A 17534-nucleotide genomic window follows, 5' to 3' on the forward strand; every position below is an offset into this window, starting at 1 on the left:
CTTGCTCGCGAAGAACCTCCAGACAACGCGTTCATTCTGGATAAACGTGGTGGTCTTGGGTTCTTCGCGAGCAAGCTCGCTCCTACAGTTCGTTACGCCGGAAGTTGATCCGGCGTGAAATTGCGCCGGAGGTTAATCCGGCGCGTTATTGCGTCGCAGGTTAGTCCGGCGTGCCGTCGACCACACCGGCGGTGTTATCCATCAGGCTCTTGGTCGCTGTCTGCAGGAAGGCTTCAAGTTTCTGCTTCATTTGCGCAGTACCCGGCGCATCCGGTACCACTTCGGCGCCCGGGTTGGCACCCAGTTGGTACTTGTACATCTTCGGTGCCATGTCTTTTTCTTTCGGCAGCACCAGCACTTGATCCTGGGTGATGATCGCCGTGGTCTGCTCGCTGCCCGACGGCTTGATCACGCCGAAACCGGTGTCGCCTTCCGGCAGGTTGAGCAAGTCACGCCCCCAGCACTGGTGACGCACTTCACCACCGAGGCGCCCCATGATGGTCGGTACGATATCGACCTGGGTACCGACGGTGTGGTCCAGCTTGCCGAACTTCTCCTGGATGCCCGGCGCAATCATCAGCATCGGCACGTTGAAGCGGCCCAGGTCCATTTCGGTGATCTGGCGCTCGTTGCCGAAACCGTGGTCACCGACGATGACAAACAGGGTTTCCTTGAAGTACGGCTCTTTACGCGCCTTTTCAAAGAACTGGCCCAGTGCCCAGTCGGAGTAACGCATGGCGGTCAAGTGCTCGTTGAGGTTGCCACGGTTGGTGACCTTCTCGACCGGCAACGGCGTCGGCAGCGCGTACGGGGTGTGGTTGGACAGGGTCTGCAGCAAGGCGTAGAACGGCTTGCCGTTTTCCCGGGCCTTCAGTTCCACCAGGCCGCGGTCGAACATGTCCTGGTCGGACACGCCCCAGGTCGGGTCGGAGAACACCGGGTTGATGAAGTCGTTGCGACCGACGAAGTTGGTCATGCCCTGGTTGCTGAAGAAGCCCGACTGGTTATCCCAGGCGAAGTCGCCGTTGTACACGTACACATCATCAAACTTGCGCGCGCTGAGCAGCTGCGGCAGGCCCGACAGCTTGTGGCTGCCTTCCGGGGTCTGCATCAGGTATTCGAAACCCGGCAGGTTCGGGAAGCACGCCATGGTGGCGAACATGCCCTGGTGAGTGTGGGTACCGTTGGAGAAGAAGCGGTCGAACAGCAGGCCTTCCGTGGACAGTTTGTCCAGGTAAGGCGTGATGTTGCCCGGCGCACCCAGCGCACCGACCGAATGGCCGGCCATGCTTTCCATCAGGATGACTACGACGTTCTTGATCGGCAGGGTCTTGTCTGCTGGTGGCAGGAAGTCGCGGCGCACGGCCGCAGTGTCGGCATCCACCAGTTTTTCGTCCGGCATCACCAGCAGGTCACGCACGATCTGCTGCGCTTCAGGCTGCGGCAGGGTAGGTTTCCAGATGTTGTCACGGTCTTCGGACATGCGGCTTTTTGCCGCCGCGACCAGTTGCAGTGTGCCGTTGAGGCCCAACTGGTTGGCGAAGTTGGAGTCGGTGGTGTACACGTCACCCCAACGCATCGGCGGGCCCTGGCGCAGGGTGCCACGGGCGGCCACCACGCAGATCAGCAGGCAGACCACGAACACCGCAGTGCGGGTGTACCACGGCGCCACCTGGCGGCTGCTGACATTGCCACCGCTGAACGGGCCACGTGGACGGGTCGCACGGTCGGCGCCCTTGAACGCCAGGCTGAGGATCCAGGTCCCGACCACCCACGCCAGCAGGTAGCGAACCACCGGGAAACCGTACCAGAGCATGCTCATCACGGTTTTCGGGTCTTCCTTCACATACTGGAAGACCAGGCCGTTGAGGCGCTGGTGGAATTCGCGGTAGAAATCCATCTCCATCAAGCCGAGGAACAGCGCGATGCTGGAAACCACGGTCAGCCACAGGCGAAACAGGCCGCGCGCAGCCATGGCGCGCACACTGAACAGCGCCAGCAACAGTGGGATGCTGAGGTAGACCACCAGGCGCAGGTCGAAGCGCAAGCCGTTGGCAAATGCTTCGAGGAAGGTCGAAGCCGGTGTATCGAGCATCATCTCGCGGTTGTAGACCAGCAGCGCCACGCGCAGCAGGGAGAGCATCACCATCATGACCAGGGCGCAAAGCAGCGTGTAGGCCAGATGGGATTTCACGGTCGGTTGCAGCAGGCGATTCGAAGCTCGCTGCTGATTCAGGGCGTCCGGGTTTGCCATGTCGTTTTAGGACCCATTGGAAGTTGAAGTTGCAAAACAGTCGCGGCGCCGTGGCCTCTGATTGCCATTACTTGCGGGTAATGGCCGGGACTTTGCGCGGTGCGCAGATGTTGCACGATCACCCACGGCATTGCCATTGATAACTGGTTCGGGGATGGCCGGAGTGAAATTTGCGCGGTGGGATTGTCTTGGAGCGATTGTGAAAATTTCGTGCAACGCATATCTCGAAACACAAAAAGAGGCCTGATCGGCCCCTCTGTCTCACTGCCTGGCTTTCTGTGGGAGTCGGCTTGCCGGCGATGGCGGTGTGCCAGGCATAGCGAGGTGCCTGAATCGCTAGCAGGCTAGCTCCCACAGGGTTTTGAGGTTGACCCTGATTTTGTGGGAGCCAGCCTGCTGGCGGTGAAGTTGATGCGGTGTGGCTGTCGATCTCATCGCTGCTAACGCTGCTGCCACAGGGTGCATCAAATACGCACATTCCCGCGCGGCCCGGCAATTGCCCAGATGATCAGGCCCAGCACCGGCAACAGCAGGATCAGCAACGTCCAGACGATTTTCATCCCGGTGGACGCGCTGCTTTTGAGCACATTGATGATCACCCAGATATCCAGCGCGAGGATGATCAGGCCAACCAGGCCATTGAAGGTGGATCCCATGGTATCGCTCCAAAGAGAAGGCATTCGTCCCTTAGGATAGCCGGCTGCTGCGAGGGTTCCGTTTTATTGCACGCCTGGGGTCAAACGTGGACCGCCACTTTCAGCGCTTCCAGCGACGGCGCCGCCTGGATGCCGACTTCGGCGCACAATTCCAGGACCCGCGGCACATCATTGCCGTACACCAGCACCACCTGCAGCTCATCATCGAGCAACTGACTGAAGTTCAGCAGGGTGTAGCCGCCGTTTTCCGGGTTCATGCTGCCCATCTGGATCTGGATGCGATTGAGCGCGGTCAGCGCCTCGGTCTTGGCCAGTTGCTTGGGCTTGATGTTGAAGGCCACCTCCGGGCCGAACGAGGCGACGATCTGCGCGAACAGGTCCATATAGGTATCGGCCTGGAACAGCACGGTGTCCGGCAGGCTGCCCACCACCACCCACTCGCCGAGGGCAATCGGGAAAGTGTCGTCGTAGTTGATGTCCGGGTTGGCCACCAGGAACGCCTCGGGATCGGCGTAGGCCTGGGCTGCTTCCTCGGCGATCCGCGCGATTTCGTCCTCGCTCATGCAGCCGGAGCTGATTTTACCGATGAGTTCGATGAGTGCGGCTTTCATGGCAGATCCTGTAGCGGGGAGATTTTCGGGGGCGAAGGATAGCGCATTTGCCCGCGATTGACCGGAACTGGCTCACCAGCCCCGATCAAACGCCCGATAGGTCAGCCGAGGATTTTCTGCAACTGTGCCGCGGTATCGGTCGCGCCCATGGTTTTCGCCGCGTCCAGCGCGGTGATGCCATTGGCGTCCTTGGCCCGGGGATCGGCGCCCTTGCTGATCAGGTAATCGACGATGGCGGTGCGGTTGAACATCGCCGCCATCATCAGCGCGGTACGGCCGTCGAAGGACGAGCCCTCGATTTCGGCGCCACCTTCAATCAAGGCAGTGACCACCGGCAGATCGCCCTTGAACGCCGCGCCGGCAATCGGACTCTGGCCGTTGTCGTTACGAATCTCGGGGTCCGCCTTGTGCTCCAGCAGTACTTTCACCGCGTCGACATGCCCGTGATAGGCCGCCAGCATCAACAGGGTATCGCCCTTGTGGTTGCGCAGGTTGGCCGGCAAGCCCTTGCTCAGCAGCGCCGCGAGCATGGCCGCATCGCCTTCGCGAGCCTTGTTGAAAACCTGCTCGGCAAACTCCGCGGCTTCTTCCGGGGTCATCTGGCGGGATTGGTCTGACATTTGGGGCTCCACATTCGGTCAATCGCAAAGCCGCTAGTGTCCTCAAGCGGCGTTGCACCTGTCACCCCTTTTTTCTCTCAAGCGGCCATAGCCAGAATCAATAGCGGTACTTGCCGGCGTGGATATCCGCCGACACCTGTGCGGTGATCTGCACATAGGTGTCCGATCCTGGCAACCAGGCGTAAATCGGATCGTCGCCGGTTTTGCCGGGGTCGAACGCTTCGTCCTTGAGTCGGGTTTTCTGATACTTGAAGGTCCCGGTGGTTTGCATTTTCACTTTGACCCGCAGGAACAACGGCACCGCGTACGCCGGCATCTGCTCGCGGGCAAAACTCAACAGCTCGCGAAAATCCAGGGTGGCCAGGGATTCGGCCGGCGTGATCGCCGCCATCCCTGCCCGGCCATTGGTGTTGCTGATCTCCACGCCATAGGCCACCGCTTCGGCAATGTGCGGATGCTGCAAAAGGATGTTTTCAACCTCGGTGGTCGAGACGTTTTCGCCTTTCCAGCGGTAGGTATCCCCCAGTCGATCGACAAACTGCGCATGACCGAAGCCGATGTTGCGCAGCAGGTCACCGGTATTGAAATAACGGTCGCCCTTTTCGAAGACGTCATGCAGCACGACCTTTTCGGTCTTCTGCGGATCGGTGTAGCCATCCAGCGGTGCCTTGTCATCAATTTTCGCCAGCAACAGCCCTTGCCGGCCCTTGCCGACCTTCTGCATGAAGCCCTTGCTGTTGCGCAGCGGCGCGCCGCTGTCATGGGCGAACTCCACCAGCTCCCAGGACATCAGCGAGAAACCGATGGTGTTGTCGAAATTGAGGATGTTGCTGAAGCCGATGTTGCCGTCACTGGCGGCGTACAGCTCGCAGATGTGCCTGACGCCAAAGCGTCCCTTGAACTCACTCCACACGCCCGGGCGCAAACCGTTGCCAATCATCTTCAGCACCGGGTGCTCGCGATCATCGGCCGAGGGCGGCCGGTCAATCAGGTAGCGGCACAATTCGCCGACGTAGCCAATGGTGGTGGCGCGGTACTTGCGCACATCGTTCCAGAACTGGCTGGCGCTGAACTTGCGGCGAATGGCGAACGCCGAAGCGCCGCATATCGCCGAGCCCCAGCACACGCAGAGCCCGGTGGCGTGGTACAGCGGCAAGGTGCAATAGACAACATCGTCGGGGCCCATATCGAGGGCGATCATGCCGAAGCTGGCGGAACTCTTCATCCACCGACCGTGCTTGAACACCCCGGCCTTGGGCAAGCCGGTGGTGCCCGAGGTGTAGATATAGAAGCAGGGATCGTCGACGTACACCTGCTGGCTACTGGGGGGATTTTCTTCGGGGCAATCGACGCTGGCAGCCAGCAAATCAGTGAAGCCTTCAGGCAGCGGCTGCGGACTCACCGAGTCGGCCACCCACCAGGTTCTGCCGGGACCGATCGTCACTTGCTGGCGAATCGCCGAGTAGGCGTTGACCAACTCCGCCCCCACCACAATCGCCGCCGGATTGACCAGGTTCACGCTGTGCAGCAGCGCCTGCTGGGTCTGAGAGGTATTGAGCATCGCGCTGATGGCCCCGACCTTGGCTACGGCCAGTACGCTGACCAGCAATTCGGGACGGTTCTCGATGAAGATGCCGACCACATCGCCTTTGCCGATACCCTGGGCAATCAGGTGGTGGGCGATGCGGTTGGCCCATTGATTGACCTGGGTGTAACTGAGCACCACCGTGCCCTGCAGCAACGCCGGGCCATTCGGGTTGCGCAGCGTCGCTTGCTCGAAGGTAAAGGCCAGGCCGCAGGGTTGATCCGGCTGTTTGACATTGGCGATCTTCAGTCCCTTGACCACCCTTGGCAGGGCTTTGACGATTGACGGTAGCTTTCGGAGCATCATGCTCCAGGTGATCATGTCGTGGTGCGTGCCGCTCATGGTTGCTCCCGTTCGACCCTCTGTGGCGGGCCTGTATTGTTCTTGTCGGGCGGTGTTCGGACATGAGACACAACAGGAATTCTCGGCTGAACGGCAAAAAAGTACGCCTGCGCCGACCTGGCTGTACACGCGGTTTTTGAAATGTTTTGTATCCGCCACAGCGTGCAACGCGCCTTGCCGACAACGCGCAAAATGCAGGATGCACGATGGCCATTCATGCAGATTGCACGAATTCGAAAAATTCAACTTTTATTATCTTATTGATTTATAAGGATTTTATTAAAAAAAGATACTGGCACAATCACTGCAACTACCCCTCCATGCTTGCCTTACATGCGCAAATGGAGCCGATTGACATGAACCTGATTCAAGAAAAATTTACTTCGCTCTTCTCCAACTACGACGTCACCACCCAGCCCCGCCCGGACGGTGGCATCTTGCTGACATTGCGTAGCAGCGACGGTCGCGTGTTCAAGCGTTCGATTTCCTACTCGCAATTGCATGCCGGCGATCAACTGTCCTGGGCCATCAGCGCCATCCGCCGCGATTTGGCCGAACATGCCAGCGAGTTGCCGCAGATTTCCATGTTGCAGAGCCAGCAGCGCTTTGCGTTGCCGAGCTATCACTCGATGTAACTCGATGTAAACAGTCATCCACTTTTTTCGGCTGCAAAGCCCGCACAAATCCTTGTGGGAGCCAGCCTGCTGGCGATGAAGTTTATGCAGTATTGCTGATGACCTCATCGCGAGCAGGCTCGCTCCTGCAAGAGAGCGGCATTCACGCTTGGCCGCCGCTGTTTTCGCTCAGCGCAACAAACCCCGTCTGCCCGCCTCGCCCACCGCTTGCGCACGATTGCTCACGCCGAGCTTGGCGTAGATGTTGCTCAGGTGAAATTTCACCGTGGCCGGGGATATTTCGCGGATCACGCTGATTTCCCAGACAGTCTTGCCCTGCCTGGCCCAGCGCAGAACCTCCAGTTCCTTTTTGCTCAGCGGCGTACCTGCCTTGACGACACGCCGCTGTTGCAGCGGCTTCAGCAACGGGATGGCCTCAGGCGTTGCGCTCGTCATCTCCTTCCTCCCGGCAGCTCCATGGCCCGATATCAGAAAGAAAGAGTTACACAGGCAGCAGATTAAACAAGCCGGGGAACAGCAAAACAGGCATGCCTGACAGGCCGAAAGGCAATGCCCTACAGGTCCTACAGAACCACTCAAACATTTTGTGACTATGCACGGAAACAGCTGACCGACTGCATTGCACAGTCAGTCAGCCAATTCGACCTTCAATCGTCCAAACGCAGGCAGCGGCTGGCGATATCGTCGCCGGTGACGTTGGCTACGGCGCCATCAGCCGCCTTGCCCAGGCGAATCGCCATGAAGTGCGGGTGCTCCCCCCCATCGAACCAGTGCTTGATGCCGGCCGGGATCAGCAGCAGGTCATTTTTCTCGCACAGCACGGCATAGACGTAGTCGTCGAGGTGCAGGTTAAACAAGCCGCGACCGGTGACGAACAATCGCACAACGTCTTGCTCGTGAAGCTGTTCTTGAAGAGGCTCCGCGGGCTGATCACTGTTGACGCTGAGCACGGTCACCGAGTCGTAGCCGCGCTCGCTGATCAGTTGATCGATCTGCGCCTGATAGGCGCCAATCACCTCATCGTGGCTGGCGCCCGGCTGGAGTTTCGTCGCGGCCGGCCAACGCTCGAATCGCACGCCGTGCTCGGCCAGGGTTGCGGCGATGTCTTCGCAGTGGGTCAGGACCTTGTTCGGTAGATCCAGGCTTGAAACGGGGTAGACAGACAGGCTGCTCATGCAGGCAATTCCTTGTTGGCGGCGCGACCGTGCGGCTCGCGGACCGGTTGGACGACGCCTTTGATCAGGCTCAGGACAGGTGATTCAAAGGCCAGGCTCATGGCCGGTCTTCCTGCATACGTGTGGCAATGATAACGGCTGCCGCCAGCGCCGCGACGCTGGCAATACTAAAGGTGAAGGCCGGGCCCAGGGCGTTCCAGCTGTAGCCAGCGTACAACGCACCCAGTGCACCGCCGGTGCCGGCCAGCGCCGCATACAGGGCCTGGCCCTGGCCTTGCTGGCGCGCGCCGAAACTGCGTTGCACGAAATGGATGGCGGCGGCGTGAAAGCTGCCGAAGGTCGCGGCGTGGAGGATTTGCGCAAACAGCAACACCCAGAGGAACTCGGCGAACGTCCCCAGCAACACCCAGCGCACGGCGGCCAGCAGGAAACTGGCCATCAGTACCCGGCGTACCGAGAAGCGCGTGAGAATCCGGCTCATGACCAGGAACACCAGCACCTCGGCGACCACGCCCAGAGCCCAGAGCATGCCGATCACGCCACGGCTGTAGCCAAGGCGTTCCAGGTGCAGGGTCAGAAAGGTGTAGTACGGTCCGTGGCTCATCTGCATCAGCGCCACGCAGAGGTAGAACGCCAACACGCCAGGACTGCGCAACTGCTTGAGAAAACCCTCGCCGGCCAGGCGGTTGCCCTGCAGCGGTTGGGCGTTGGGCACCCACAGACTGCTGATCACGATCGCCGCCATGATCACCACCAGCGCCACCGGATAGATGTCCAGGCTCAGCCACTCGAACAACCGGCCCAGGGCAACTACGGTGATGATGAAGCCGATCGAGCCCCACAGGCGGATCTGGCTGTAGCGCGCGGCCTGCCCCTGCAGGTGCGCCAGGGTAATGACTTCGAACTGCGGCAGCACCGCGTGCCAGAAGAACGCATGCAGGGCCATGACCAGCGCCAGCCAGGCGTAGCTCTTGCTGACAAAGATCAGCGAGAAGGTCAGCAGCGTGCACACCGCGCCGAAGCGCACGATGGCCAGGCGCCGCCCCGTGTAGTCGCCCAACCAACCCCAGATATTCGGCGCGATGCAGCGCATCAGCATGGGGATGGCCACCAGCTCACCGATGCGCGCGGCGGAAAAACCCAGGTGATCGAAGTACAGCGCCAGAAAAGGCGCGGTCGAACCGAGCAAGGCGAAATAGCACAGGTAAAAGCTGGAGAGCCGCCAGTACGGGAGAACCGCCACGGCCATCAGACCGCAGCGACTTCAGCGCATGGCTTCACAGCTGGCCCAGCACCGGGGTGCTGACGCGCACATCGGCATTCTGCCCGCGATGGCGCAGCAGGTGATCCATCAACACGATGGCCATCATCGCTTCGGCGATCGGCGTGGCGCGGATGCCGACGCACGGGTCATGGCGGCCCTTGGTGATGACGTCCACCGGATTACCCTCGACATCGATCGAACGGCCCGGGGTGGTGATGCTCGAGGTCGGTTTCAACGCCAGGTGCGCGACGATCGGCTGGCCCGAGGAGATGCCCCCGAGGATGCCGCCGGCATTGTTGCTGAGGAAACCTTCAGGGGTCAGTTCATCGCGATGCTCGGTGCCACGTTGGGCAACGCTGGCAAAACCGGCGCCGATTTCCACACCCTTGACCGCGTTGATGCTCATCAGCGCGTGGGCCAGTTCGGCATCAAGACGGTCGAAAATCGGCTCACCGAGGCCCGGCTTGACGCCTTCGGCGACCACGGTGATCTTCGCGCCGACTGAGTCCTGATCACGGCGCAGTTGATCCATGTAGGCCTCAAGTTCTGGCACTTTGTCCGGATCAGGGCTGAAAAAGGCGTTCTGCTCCACCGAGTCCCACGTCTTGAACGGGATTTCGATCGGGCCCAACTGGCTCATGAAGCCACGGATGACGATGCCCTGGGTGGCCAGGTATTTTTTCGCAATTGCCCCCGCCGCCACGCGCATCGCGGTTTCGCGGGCGGAGCTACGGCCACCGCCACGGTAGTCGCGCTCGCCGTATTTGTGGTGGTAGGTGTAGTCGGCATGGGCCGGGCGGAACAGGTCCTTGATCGCCGAGTAGTCCTTGGACTTCTGGTCGGTGTTGCGGATCAACAGGCCAATCGCGCAGCCGGTGGTGCGGCCTTCGAAGACGCCAGAGAGGATTTCGACTTCGTCGGCTTCCTGGCGCTGGGTGGTATGGCGGCTGGTGCCCGGCTTGCGGCGGTCGAGGTCGCGCTGCAGGTCGTCCAGGGACAATTCGAGGCCCGGCGGGCAGCCATCGACAATGGCGACCAAAGCCGGACCATGGCTTTCGCCCGCGGTGGTGACAGTGAACAGCTTGCCGTAGGTATTGCCGGACATGCAGGGCGCTCCGTGAAATCGCTGAACTAAGTGCGCGCCAGTATACGCAGGCTATACCGGTAGATCACCCTCGAACCTTATTGAGGCTTGCGAGTCCAACCGACACCTAATCGATGATGGCGTGATGATGCTGCGAGTGATTGCCTTGAGTCTGGCCCTGATTGCCGGCCTGCTGCCCCACGTGGCCCAGGCCGCAGTCCTGCAACGTCCGGTGAGCCTGGACACCGGCAGCGGTGAACTGTTTGGCACCTTGCTGCTGCCCGAATCCGCGAAACCGGTGCCGGTGGTGCTGATTATTTCCGGGTCCGGCCCCACCGATCGTAACGGCAACAATCCGGACGGCGGCAACAACGACAGCCTCAAGCGCCTGGCCTGGCTGCTGGCCAAACACAATATCGCCAGCGTGCGGTACGACAAGCGCGGCGTGGCGGCGAGCCTGGCGGCCACGCCGGATGAGCGCAACCTGAGCCTGGAAGCCTACGTCGCCGACGCGGTTGCCTGGGGCAAGCAGCTCAAGACCGATTCGCGCCTAGGGCCGCTGATTCTGTTGGGGCACAGCGAGGGCGCGCTGGTCGCCACCCTCGCCGCCCCGCAGGTCGACGCCGCCGGCGTGATCTCCCTGTCGGGCAGCGCGCGGCCGGTGGATCAAGTGCTGCGCCAGCAATTGGCTGAACACCTGCCGCCACCCTTGCTGGCCCGTGCCAATCAATTACTGGACAGCCTCAAGGCCGGCCGGGTCGATACCGACGTGCCGGCGCCGTTACAAGTGATTTTCCGCCCCAGCGTCCAGCCGTACCTGATCAGCCTGTTCCGCCAGGACCCGGCCGCCGCCTTCGCCCGCCTGAAAATGCCCGCCTTGATCGTCCAGGGCAGCAGTGACGTGCAGGTCGGCGTCGGCGACGCGCAGATGCTCAAGGCGGCCAAACCGGATGCGCAACTGGCAGTGATCGAAGGCATGAATCACGTGATGCGCATCGTGCCCAACGACCTCAAGCGCCAGTTGGCCTCCTACAAGGACCCGCAATTGCCGCTGGCTGCCGAGCTCGGCACGCGGATCCTCGGCTTTATTGACGGAATTCGCCCAAGTTAAGCCGGTTTTACCCTCCAGTCCTGGAAAAAGCGGCCGATAAGCCGGTGTCGACAGCCCTTTGGCGGTCGACACGCAGAGCTTGGACAGGACCTTGCCGTTATGACTGAAACCCAAAAAGCCCCCGACACCGCTGCCGATACCGCGCCAGCCGAAACGGTTGACCTGCCGTGGGCGGATGTCCAGGCCGAGCATCACCGCATGCTGCGCCTGGCGCCGCTGAAAACCGATCGTGCGACCGGGAGTCGGCCGTTGCGCTTTGTCGAGTTTGGCTACGCCGAGCGCAACAACCATCAGCACAGCCTGCTGCGCCTGAGCATTGCATTGCCGGGGCAGAAGGTGCGCAAGGAGCAGAACCACCTCGACGTCTGGGTCGACCACGAGCAACGGCGCGTGCACTTTCGCCCCGATACCGGCTTGCAGGTCGAGCCGATGAACCGCGGCATCGGCCGTTTCCTGGCGGCGCAAGGCATCACCTGGGCGAAGAAAAAGTGGTCAAGCTACAGCTTCGATGCCATCGACCTGAGCAACAAGGATGCCTTGGTGGAAGACACGCGCCTGCGCCGTGATCACTTTCTGCGGGTCCAGGGTTTCGACGTGGTCTACGCCGACGCCCAGCATCTGAAAGGCAGCGTCAAGGAAGGCAAGATCGGCGATCTGCTGGGGGACTGGAACAGCGAGAAGCTGCAGTTCGTGGACATTCTCGAGGCCGCGCAGATGCTCCAGCAGGCCGAACAGAACCTCGCCGAGCAGGAAGTCAAACTGCAGAAACAGGAAGAGACGGTGAGCAAGTACAAGCGCGAGGACACCGGCCTGCGCTTCACCATCACCTGCCTGGTGGCTTTCGCCATGTTCCAGGCCGGGTTGCTGATCTGGATCGCGACCCACCGCTAGCACCTTGCAGGAGCGCGATGCTCCTGCAGGCACTCAAGCCATCAGACCCGTGACGCGAACAGCGCCTGGTGCGCGCGGCATTGTTCGGCGCTGAGCATGAACACGCCGTGGCCTCCGCGCTCGAAGTCGAGCCAGGCAAAGTCCACTTCCGGGTACAGCGCCTCGACGTGTACCTGGCTGTTACCCACCTCGACAATCAGCAAGCCCTTGTCATTCAAGTGGTCCGCTGCCTGCGCGAGCATCCGGCGCACCAGGTTCAGACCATCGTCGCCACAGGCCAGGCCCAGCTCCGGCTCATGCTGGTACTCGTCCGGCATGTCGGCGAAGTCTTCGGCATCGACGTAGGGCGGGTTGGATACGATCAAGTCAAAACGCTGGCCCGGCAAGCCATCGAAGCCGTCGCCCTGGACGGTGTAGACACGCTCGTCGACGCCATGGCGCTCGATGTTCTGATTGGCCACTTCCAACGCTTCGAAGGACAAATCGGCGAGCACCACTTCGGCGTTCTGGAACTCGTAGGCGCAGGCGATGCCGATGCAACCGGAACCGGTGCACAGGTCGAGAATCCGTGCCGGCTCACCATCCAGCCAAGGGGCAAAACGGTTTTCGATCAGCTCGCCAATCGGCGAACGCGGGATCAACACGCGCTCGTCGACAATGAACGACATGCCACAGAACCAGGCTTCACCCAGCAGGTACGCGGTGGGGATGCGATCCTCGATGCGGCGCTTGAGCAAGCGCTGCAGATTCACCAGTTCGTCATCTTCCAGCGCGCAGTCCAGATAGCTGTCGGCAATTTCCCAGGGCAGGTGCAAAGCCCCCAGCACCAACTGCCGGGCTTCGTCCCAGGCATTGTCGGTGCCATGGCCGAAAAACAGATCCTCCCCATGAAAACGACTGACGGCCCAACGAATATGGTCGCGCAAGGTGCGCAGACGGGAAGTGATCACGGGTAGACTCCTGAAAAAACGACCGACGATTCTACCAGCCTAAACCGGCCCCGACGATGCGAGAAAATTTCCTCGGGCAAATGTAGGAATTCTCGGTTTTTTCAGCTTTTGATTGAACATTCGCTCAGCGCAGGACAGGCTACAGGCCAGCAACGACGGTGCCTACGATGGTAGCGATTCACAGAAACGCTCAGCCAGAGGACAATGGCGCAAAAGCCCCACTCGAAGGAGCCCCCGAATGTCCGTTCCAAAGACGATGTTTCAACTCAGCGGTCGTGGTTATGCGCCAGCCAATCTGGCCCAGGCGACGCTGGTGATCATCGACGCCCAGAAAGAATACCTCAGCGGCCCGCTGGCCCTGTCCGGCATGGACGCTGCCGTCGACAACATCAAGCAATTGCTGGCCGCCGCCCGCAAGGCCGGCCGGCCGATCGTGCATGTCAGCCATCGCGGTACAGTGGGCGGCATGTTCGACCCCAACGGCGAACGCGGCGAGTTCATTCCAGGCCTGGAGCCGGAAGTCGATGAAATCCGCATTGAAAAGATCCTGCCAAGCGCCTTCCACGGCACCGGCCTGGAAAAGATTCTCCAGGATCGTGGCCCGCTCGACCTGATCGTCTGCGGTTTCATGAGCCACTCCAGCGTCAGCACCACCGTGCGCGCCGCGAAGAACCTGGGCTTTCGCTGCACCCTGGTGGAAGACGCCTGCGCCACCCGCGACCTGCCATACAAGGGCGGCGTGCTGACGGCCGAGCAGGTCCAGCAGACCGAAATGGCGATCATGGCTGACAACTTTGCCACCCTGGCCTTGACCCAAGACCTGATCTGATCGCCTGTTTTGAGCGGCGGCGACCGCCGCTCATCCGCAAAAGCCTCTCATTTCTTCTAATTGACTTAGCCTCAGGAACAAGCCGGGTAACTCCCGGTCGAAGGGCCGATATCATTGAGGAAGGTCGGAATGAAAATATCCGATGGATTTGACGCTCGCCGCTTGCGCCCCAAGGGGCCGCGCAACTGGCGTTATCGCTTTGGCGCTGCCTTCGCCGCTCTGCTCGCCACCCTTGGCGTGCTGTCGGCCATGGCCGGGGCCGCCAGTTTGTTGGGTCACCCGCCCGCCCTGCGCGACCTGAACGCCAGCCCGCTAGGTTCGGCAATCATCCTGGTGGTCGGCCTGCTGCTGCTCTATCTCGGCATTGCGTTCTGGCGTCGCTGCCGGCGCCGCATGCGCCAGCCTCGCGAGCTGAACATGGCCCCACACCTGATGAAAAAACACGACTGAATCGCGCATCAGGCGTTTTGCCACGCCCGATTCGCCTCGACTTGGGTAAACTGGCCGCCCTTCGCGGAGGCTGACATGCAAGACGACGATTTTTCCCTGTTCAAAAGCTCGATCCAAGGCGTCAAGCCGATCAAGCACGACCGCGCCGACACCGGCAAACCCAAGACTGACCGGGCGCAGATTGCCAAGCTGCGGCAAGCGGCGACCGTGCGCACCGACGTCACCGCCGTCGATGGCCTGTCCGACCAGTTCGTGATCGATGTCGGCCCCGAAGACGAGCTGATGTGGGCTCGCGACGGTGTGCAGGAAAGCCAGATGCGCAAGCTGAAGATCGGCCAGATCCCGTTCGAAGGCAGCCTCGACCTGCACGGCATGACCGTGGAAAAGGCCCGGGAAACCCTCTGGGCGTTTCTCGCCGAAGCGACAAAATTCGAAATCCGCTGCGTGCGCGTCACCCACGGCAAGGCCGTGCGCCTGGACGGCAAGCGGCCGATGATCAAAAGCCACGTCAACACCTGGCTGCGCCAGCATCCGCAAGTGCTGGGCTTCACTTCCTGCCAGGCGAAACACGGCGGTGCCGGCGCAGTGTATGTGATGCTCAAACGCACCATGATGGAAGGTCGCGACGAGTAAAGCTGATGCATCGCGCTTGCAGCGCCGTGTTTGCCACCGTACCCTTGCCCTTTGCGTAAAATCCCACAGGTAGATTCATGTCCCTGGAACAGAATTACACGGCGATCCTTGGTCAGCTTGGCGAGGACGTTTCCCGCGAAGGCCTGCTCGACACGCCAAAGCGTGCCGCCAAAGCCATGCAGTACCTTTGCCGCGGCTATGAACAAACACTTGAAGAAGTCACCAATGGTGCCTTGTTCAGCTCCGACAACAGCGAAATGGTGCTGGTCAAGGACATCGAGTTGTACTCGCTGTGCGAACACCACCTGCTGCCTTTCATCGGCAAGGCGCACGTCGCCTACATCCCGAGTGGCAAGGTGCTGGGCCTGTCGAAAGTCGCGCGGATCGTCGATATGTACGCCCGCCGCCTGCAGATCCAGGAAAACCTCAGCCGCCAGATCGCCGACGCCGTGCAGCAAGTGACCGGCGCCTTGGGCGTCGCGGTGGTGATCGAAGCCAAGCACATGTGCATGATGATGCGCGGTGTGGAGAAACAGAACTCCTCGATGATCACCTCGGTGATGCTCGGCGAGTTCCGCGAAAACGCGGCGACGCGCAGCGAGTTTCTCAGCCTGATCAAATAATCAGGCAACGAAGAAAACCGGCATTCATCGCCGGTTTTTTTTCGTCCGCAAAAAATCAGGTAAGCTGCGCGCCTTTCCCATTTGCCCCGTGAGGCTTGTATCGTGTTCGTCAAAGCGCTTCGTGTCGGCCTCGGCCAGTTGATCATCTTCATCGACTTCATCACCCGCCCTGCGAAAAAACAGCGCCCTGCCGCCGCCCAGGCCCAGGTCGAAGCTGCTGCCAAGGACCTGACCCTGTATCAGTTTCACGCCTGCCCGTTCTGCGTGAAAACCCGCCGCACCCTGCGCCGCCTGAACGTGCCGGTGGCCCTGCGTGATGCGAAGAACAGCGAGCAGGACCGCCAGACCCTGCTGGAACAAGGCGGCAAGATCAAGGTGCCGTGCCTGCGCATCGAAGAAAACGGCCAGACCACCTGGATGTATGAATCCAAGGTAATCATTGATTACCTGGATAAGCGCTTCGCGGCGGCTTGATTGAAAAAGCTGTTTTTGTAGGAGCGAGCCTGTCGAATCGTCGCACCGTCGCGATGAGGCCATCAGCAACACCGCATCAACTTCATCGCCAGCAGGCTGGCTCCTACAGGTTCTACTGCACTCCCCTCAAGCAGCCTTGGCTGCCTGCGCCTCCCGCACCACCGCCGCCAACCGCTTGAGCCCCTCATCCAGGCGCGCCGGGTCGATGTGGCTGAAATTCAACCGCAGATGGCCCGGATGCCGATCCGGTTCCGGGAAAAACGGTTCGCCCGGCATGAACGCCACGTCGTTGTCCAACGCCGCCTTGAGCAAGGTCCGGGTATCCAGTGGCTGCTTGAGGGTCAGCCAGAAGAACAGCCCGCCTTGCGGCATGTTCCAGTCCGCCAGGTCGGCAAAGTGTTTTTCCAATGCGGCCTGGAAGCTGTCACGACGGCCCCGGTAGAAATCGCGCAATTCACCCAGGTGATCACGCAGACGTTCACTGCCGATCCACTGCATCGCCTGCCATTGGCCGACCCGGTTGGTGTGCAGGTCCGCCGACTGCTTGAGGCGCAGCAGGTGCGGGAACAGGTCGGGACTGGCGATCAGGTAACCGACCCGCAGGCCCGGCAGCAGGGTCTTCGACACGGTGCCGGTGTAGATCCAACTGGCCTTCTTCAAGCGACTGACAATCGGCGTGGCACTGCCACCGTCAAACGTCAGCTCGCGGTACGGCTCGTCCTCGATCAAGGTCACGCCGAATTCGTCGAGCAGCGCCGCCACCGCATCGCGCTTGGCCTCGCTGTAGCGCACCGCCGAGGGGTTCTGGAAAGTAGGGATCAGGTAGATGAACGCCGGGCGGTGTTTGCTCAGGCGCGCGCGCAACTCCGCCAGGTCCGGACCGTCGGCTTGCAGCGGCACGGTCAGGCATTCAGCACCGAACAGCTGGAAAATTTGCAGGGCGGCGAGATACGTCGGCGCCTCGAGCATGATCTCGGTGCCTTTGTCGATGTACAGCTTGGCCGCCAGGTCGAGGGTTTGCTGGGAGCCGCTGACCACCAGCACCTGGCTCGCCTCACAAGGCACACCCAGGGCCCGCGCCTCGGCCGCCAAGGCTTCGCGCAAGGCCGGCTCGCCTTCGCTCATGCCGTACTGACCCATCGACACCGGCATCTGCGTCCAGTCGACTTTCGGCAGCATGGCCTCGGCCGGCAAACCGCCAGCAAATGACATCACCTCCGGGCGCTGGGCGGCAGCAAGGATTTCACGGATCAGGGAGCTTTTGAGGCGCGTTACACGTTCGGAAAATGCCATGGGGACCACCGGTAGCAAAGGCCAAGGGAATTAAGTCAAACTGGTTGACCGAAA

General features: G+C 61.1%; 19 protein-coding genes. 8 read left to right on the forward strand and 11 right to left on the reverse strand.

What is annotated here, in order from left to right:
• Positions 1 to 160: 160 nt before the first annotated feature.
• From ACZYR5_RS00895 to ACZYR5_RS00915, 5 genes are all read right to left on the reverse strand, one after another.
• Positions 161 to 2254 (reverse strand): LTA synthase family protein, encoded by a 2094-nt coding sequence (locus ACZYR5_RS00895; RefSeq protein ID WP_489088308.1) that lies wholly within the window; start codon positions 2252 to 2254, stop codon positions 161 to 163.
• Between the two features lie 464 nt (positions 2255 to 2718).
• A complete protein-coding gene (locus tag ACZYR5_RS00900) occupies positions 2719 to 2910 on the reverse strand; it encodes a PLDc N-terminal domain-containing protein (RefSeq protein WP_489088307.1) in 192 nt (63 codons plus the stop codon).
• A gap of 80 nt (positions 2911 to 2990) precedes the next feature.
• On the reverse strand, positions 2991 to 3521 hold the full coding sequence (locus ACZYR5_RS00905; RefSeq protein ID WP_489088306.1) for a hypothetical protein: 531 nt from the start codon (positions 3519 to 3521) through the stop codon (positions 2991 to 2993).
• Between the two features lie 101 nt (positions 3522 to 3622).
• Complete coding sequence (locus ACZYR5_RS00910) at positions 3623 to 4141, reverse strand: ankyrin repeat domain-containing protein (RefSeq protein ID WP_489088305.1); 519 nt, start codon at positions 4139 to 4141, stop codon at positions 3623 to 3625.
• A 97-nt stretch (positions 4142 to 4238) separates the two neighbouring features.
• A complete protein-coding gene (locus ACZYR5_RS00915; RefSeq protein WP_489088304.1) occupies positions 4239 to 6068 on the reverse strand; it encodes a long-chain-acyl-CoA synthetase in 1830 nt (609 codons plus the stop codon).
• A 356-nt stretch (positions 6069 to 6424) separates the two neighbouring features.
• Here ACZYR5_RS00915 and ACZYR5_RS00920 point away from each other — a divergent pair, with 356 nt between their 5' ends.
• The gene (locus ACZYR5_RS00920) at positions 6425 to 6703 is read left to right on the forward strand and encodes a DUF3509 domain-containing protein (RefSeq protein WP_489088303.1); all 279 of its coding nucleotides are present in this window, start codon (positions 6425 to 6427) and stop codon (positions 6701 to 6703) included.
• A gap of 168 nt (positions 6704 to 6871) precedes the next feature.
• On the opposite strand, the gene ACZYR5_RS00925 is transcribed toward ACZYR5_RS00920, so the two are convergent.
• From ACZYR5_RS00925 to aroC, 4 genes are all read right to left on the reverse strand, one after another.
• A complete protein-coding gene (locus tag ACZYR5_RS00925; protein ID WP_489088302.1) occupies positions 6872 to 7138 on the reverse strand; it encodes a response regulator transcription factor in 267 nt (88 codons plus the stop codon).
• 212 nt (positions 7139 to 7350) lie between these two features.
• Positions 7351 to 7878 (reverse strand): acireductone dioxygenase, encoded by a 528-nt coding sequence (locus tag ACZYR5_RS00930; protein ID WP_489088301.1) that lies wholly within the window; start codon positions 7876 to 7878, stop codon positions 7351 to 7353.
• A gap of 97 nt (positions 7879 to 7975) precedes the next feature.
• Positions 7976 to 9127: an MFS transporter gene (locus ACZYR5_RS00935; protein ID WP_489088300.1), complete on the reverse strand. Its 1152-nt coding sequence runs from the start codon at positions 9125 to 9127 to the stop codon at positions 7976 to 7978.
• A gap of 28 nt (positions 9128 to 9155) precedes the next feature.
• On the reverse strand, positions 9156 to 10247 hold the full coding sequence (gene aroC / locus ACZYR5_RS00940) for a chorismate synthase (RefSeq protein WP_489088299.1): 1092 nt from the start codon (positions 10245 to 10247) through the stop codon (positions 9156 to 9158).
• A gap of 79 nt (positions 10248 to 10326) precedes the next feature.
• On the opposite strand from aroC, the gene ACZYR5_RS00945 reads away from it, so the two are divergent.
• Together ACZYR5_RS00945 and ACZYR5_RS00950 are read left to right on the forward strand one after the other, a co-directional pair.
• Complete coding sequence (locus ACZYR5_RS00945) at positions 10327 to 11337, forward strand: alpha/beta hydrolase (protein WP_489088482.1); 1011 nt, start codon at positions 10327 to 10329, stop codon at positions 11335 to 11337.
• A gap of 99 nt (positions 11338 to 11436) precedes the next feature.
• Complete coding sequence (locus ACZYR5_RS00950) at positions 11437 to 12228, forward strand: hypothetical protein (RefSeq protein WP_489088298.1); 792 nt, start codon at positions 11437 to 11439, stop codon at positions 12226 to 12228.
• 41 nt (positions 12229 to 12269) lie between these two features.
• On the opposite strand, the gene prmB is transcribed toward ACZYR5_RS00950, so the two are convergent.
• A complete protein-coding gene (prmB, locus tag ACZYR5_RS00955) occupies positions 12270 to 13178 on the reverse strand; it encodes a 50S ribosomal protein L3 N(5)-glutamine methyltransferase (protein WP_489088297.1) in 909 nt (302 codons plus the stop codon).
• A gap of 238 nt (positions 13179 to 13416) precedes the next feature.
• Between prmB and ACZYR5_RS00960 the strand changes: the two genes are divergently transcribed.
• From ACZYR5_RS00960 to ACZYR5_RS00980, 5 genes are all read left to right on the forward strand, one after another.
• A complete protein-coding gene (locus tag ACZYR5_RS00960; protein WP_489088296.1) occupies positions 13417 to 14007 on the forward strand; it encodes a cysteine hydrolase family protein in 591 nt (196 codons plus the stop codon).
• A 129-nt stretch (positions 14008 to 14136) separates the two neighbouring features.
• Complete coding sequence (locus ACZYR5_RS00965; protein WP_027620047.1) at positions 14137 to 14457, forward strand: hypothetical protein; 321 nt, start codon at positions 14137 to 14139, stop codon at positions 14455 to 14457.
• Positions 14458 to 14532: 75 nt separating this feature from the next.
• Positions 14533 to 15090 carry a Smr/MutS family protein gene (locus ACZYR5_RS00970; protein ID WP_489088295.1) on the forward strand — a complete coding sequence of 186 codons (558 nt, stop codon included), beginning with the start codon at positions 14533 to 14535 and terminating at the stop codon, positions 15088 to 15090.
• 77 nt (positions 15091 to 15167) lie between these two features.
• Complete coding sequence (folE, locus tag ACZYR5_RS00975; RefSeq protein WP_003204506.1) at positions 15168 to 15713, forward strand: GTP cyclohydrolase I FolE; 546 nt, start codon at positions 15168 to 15170, stop codon at positions 15711 to 15713.
• 102 nt (positions 15714 to 15815) lie between these two features.
• Positions 15816 to 16187: a glutathione S-transferase N-terminal domain-containing protein gene (locus ACZYR5_RS00980; protein ID WP_489088294.1), complete on the forward strand. Its 372-nt coding sequence runs from the start codon at positions 15816 to 15818 to the stop codon at positions 16185 to 16187.
• A 126-nt stretch (positions 16188 to 16313) separates the two neighbouring features.
• Here ACZYR5_RS00980 and ACZYR5_RS00985 read toward each other — a convergent pair whose 3' ends face one another.
• A complete protein-coding gene (locus tag ACZYR5_RS00985) occupies positions 16314 to 17480 on the reverse strand; it encodes an aminotransferase-like domain-containing protein (RefSeq protein ID WP_489088293.1) in 1167 nt (388 codons plus the stop codon).
• Between the last annotated feature and the right edge of the window lie 54 nt (positions 17481 to 17534).

It is taken from the genome of Pseudomonas sp. F007 (genome assembly GCF_057814275.1).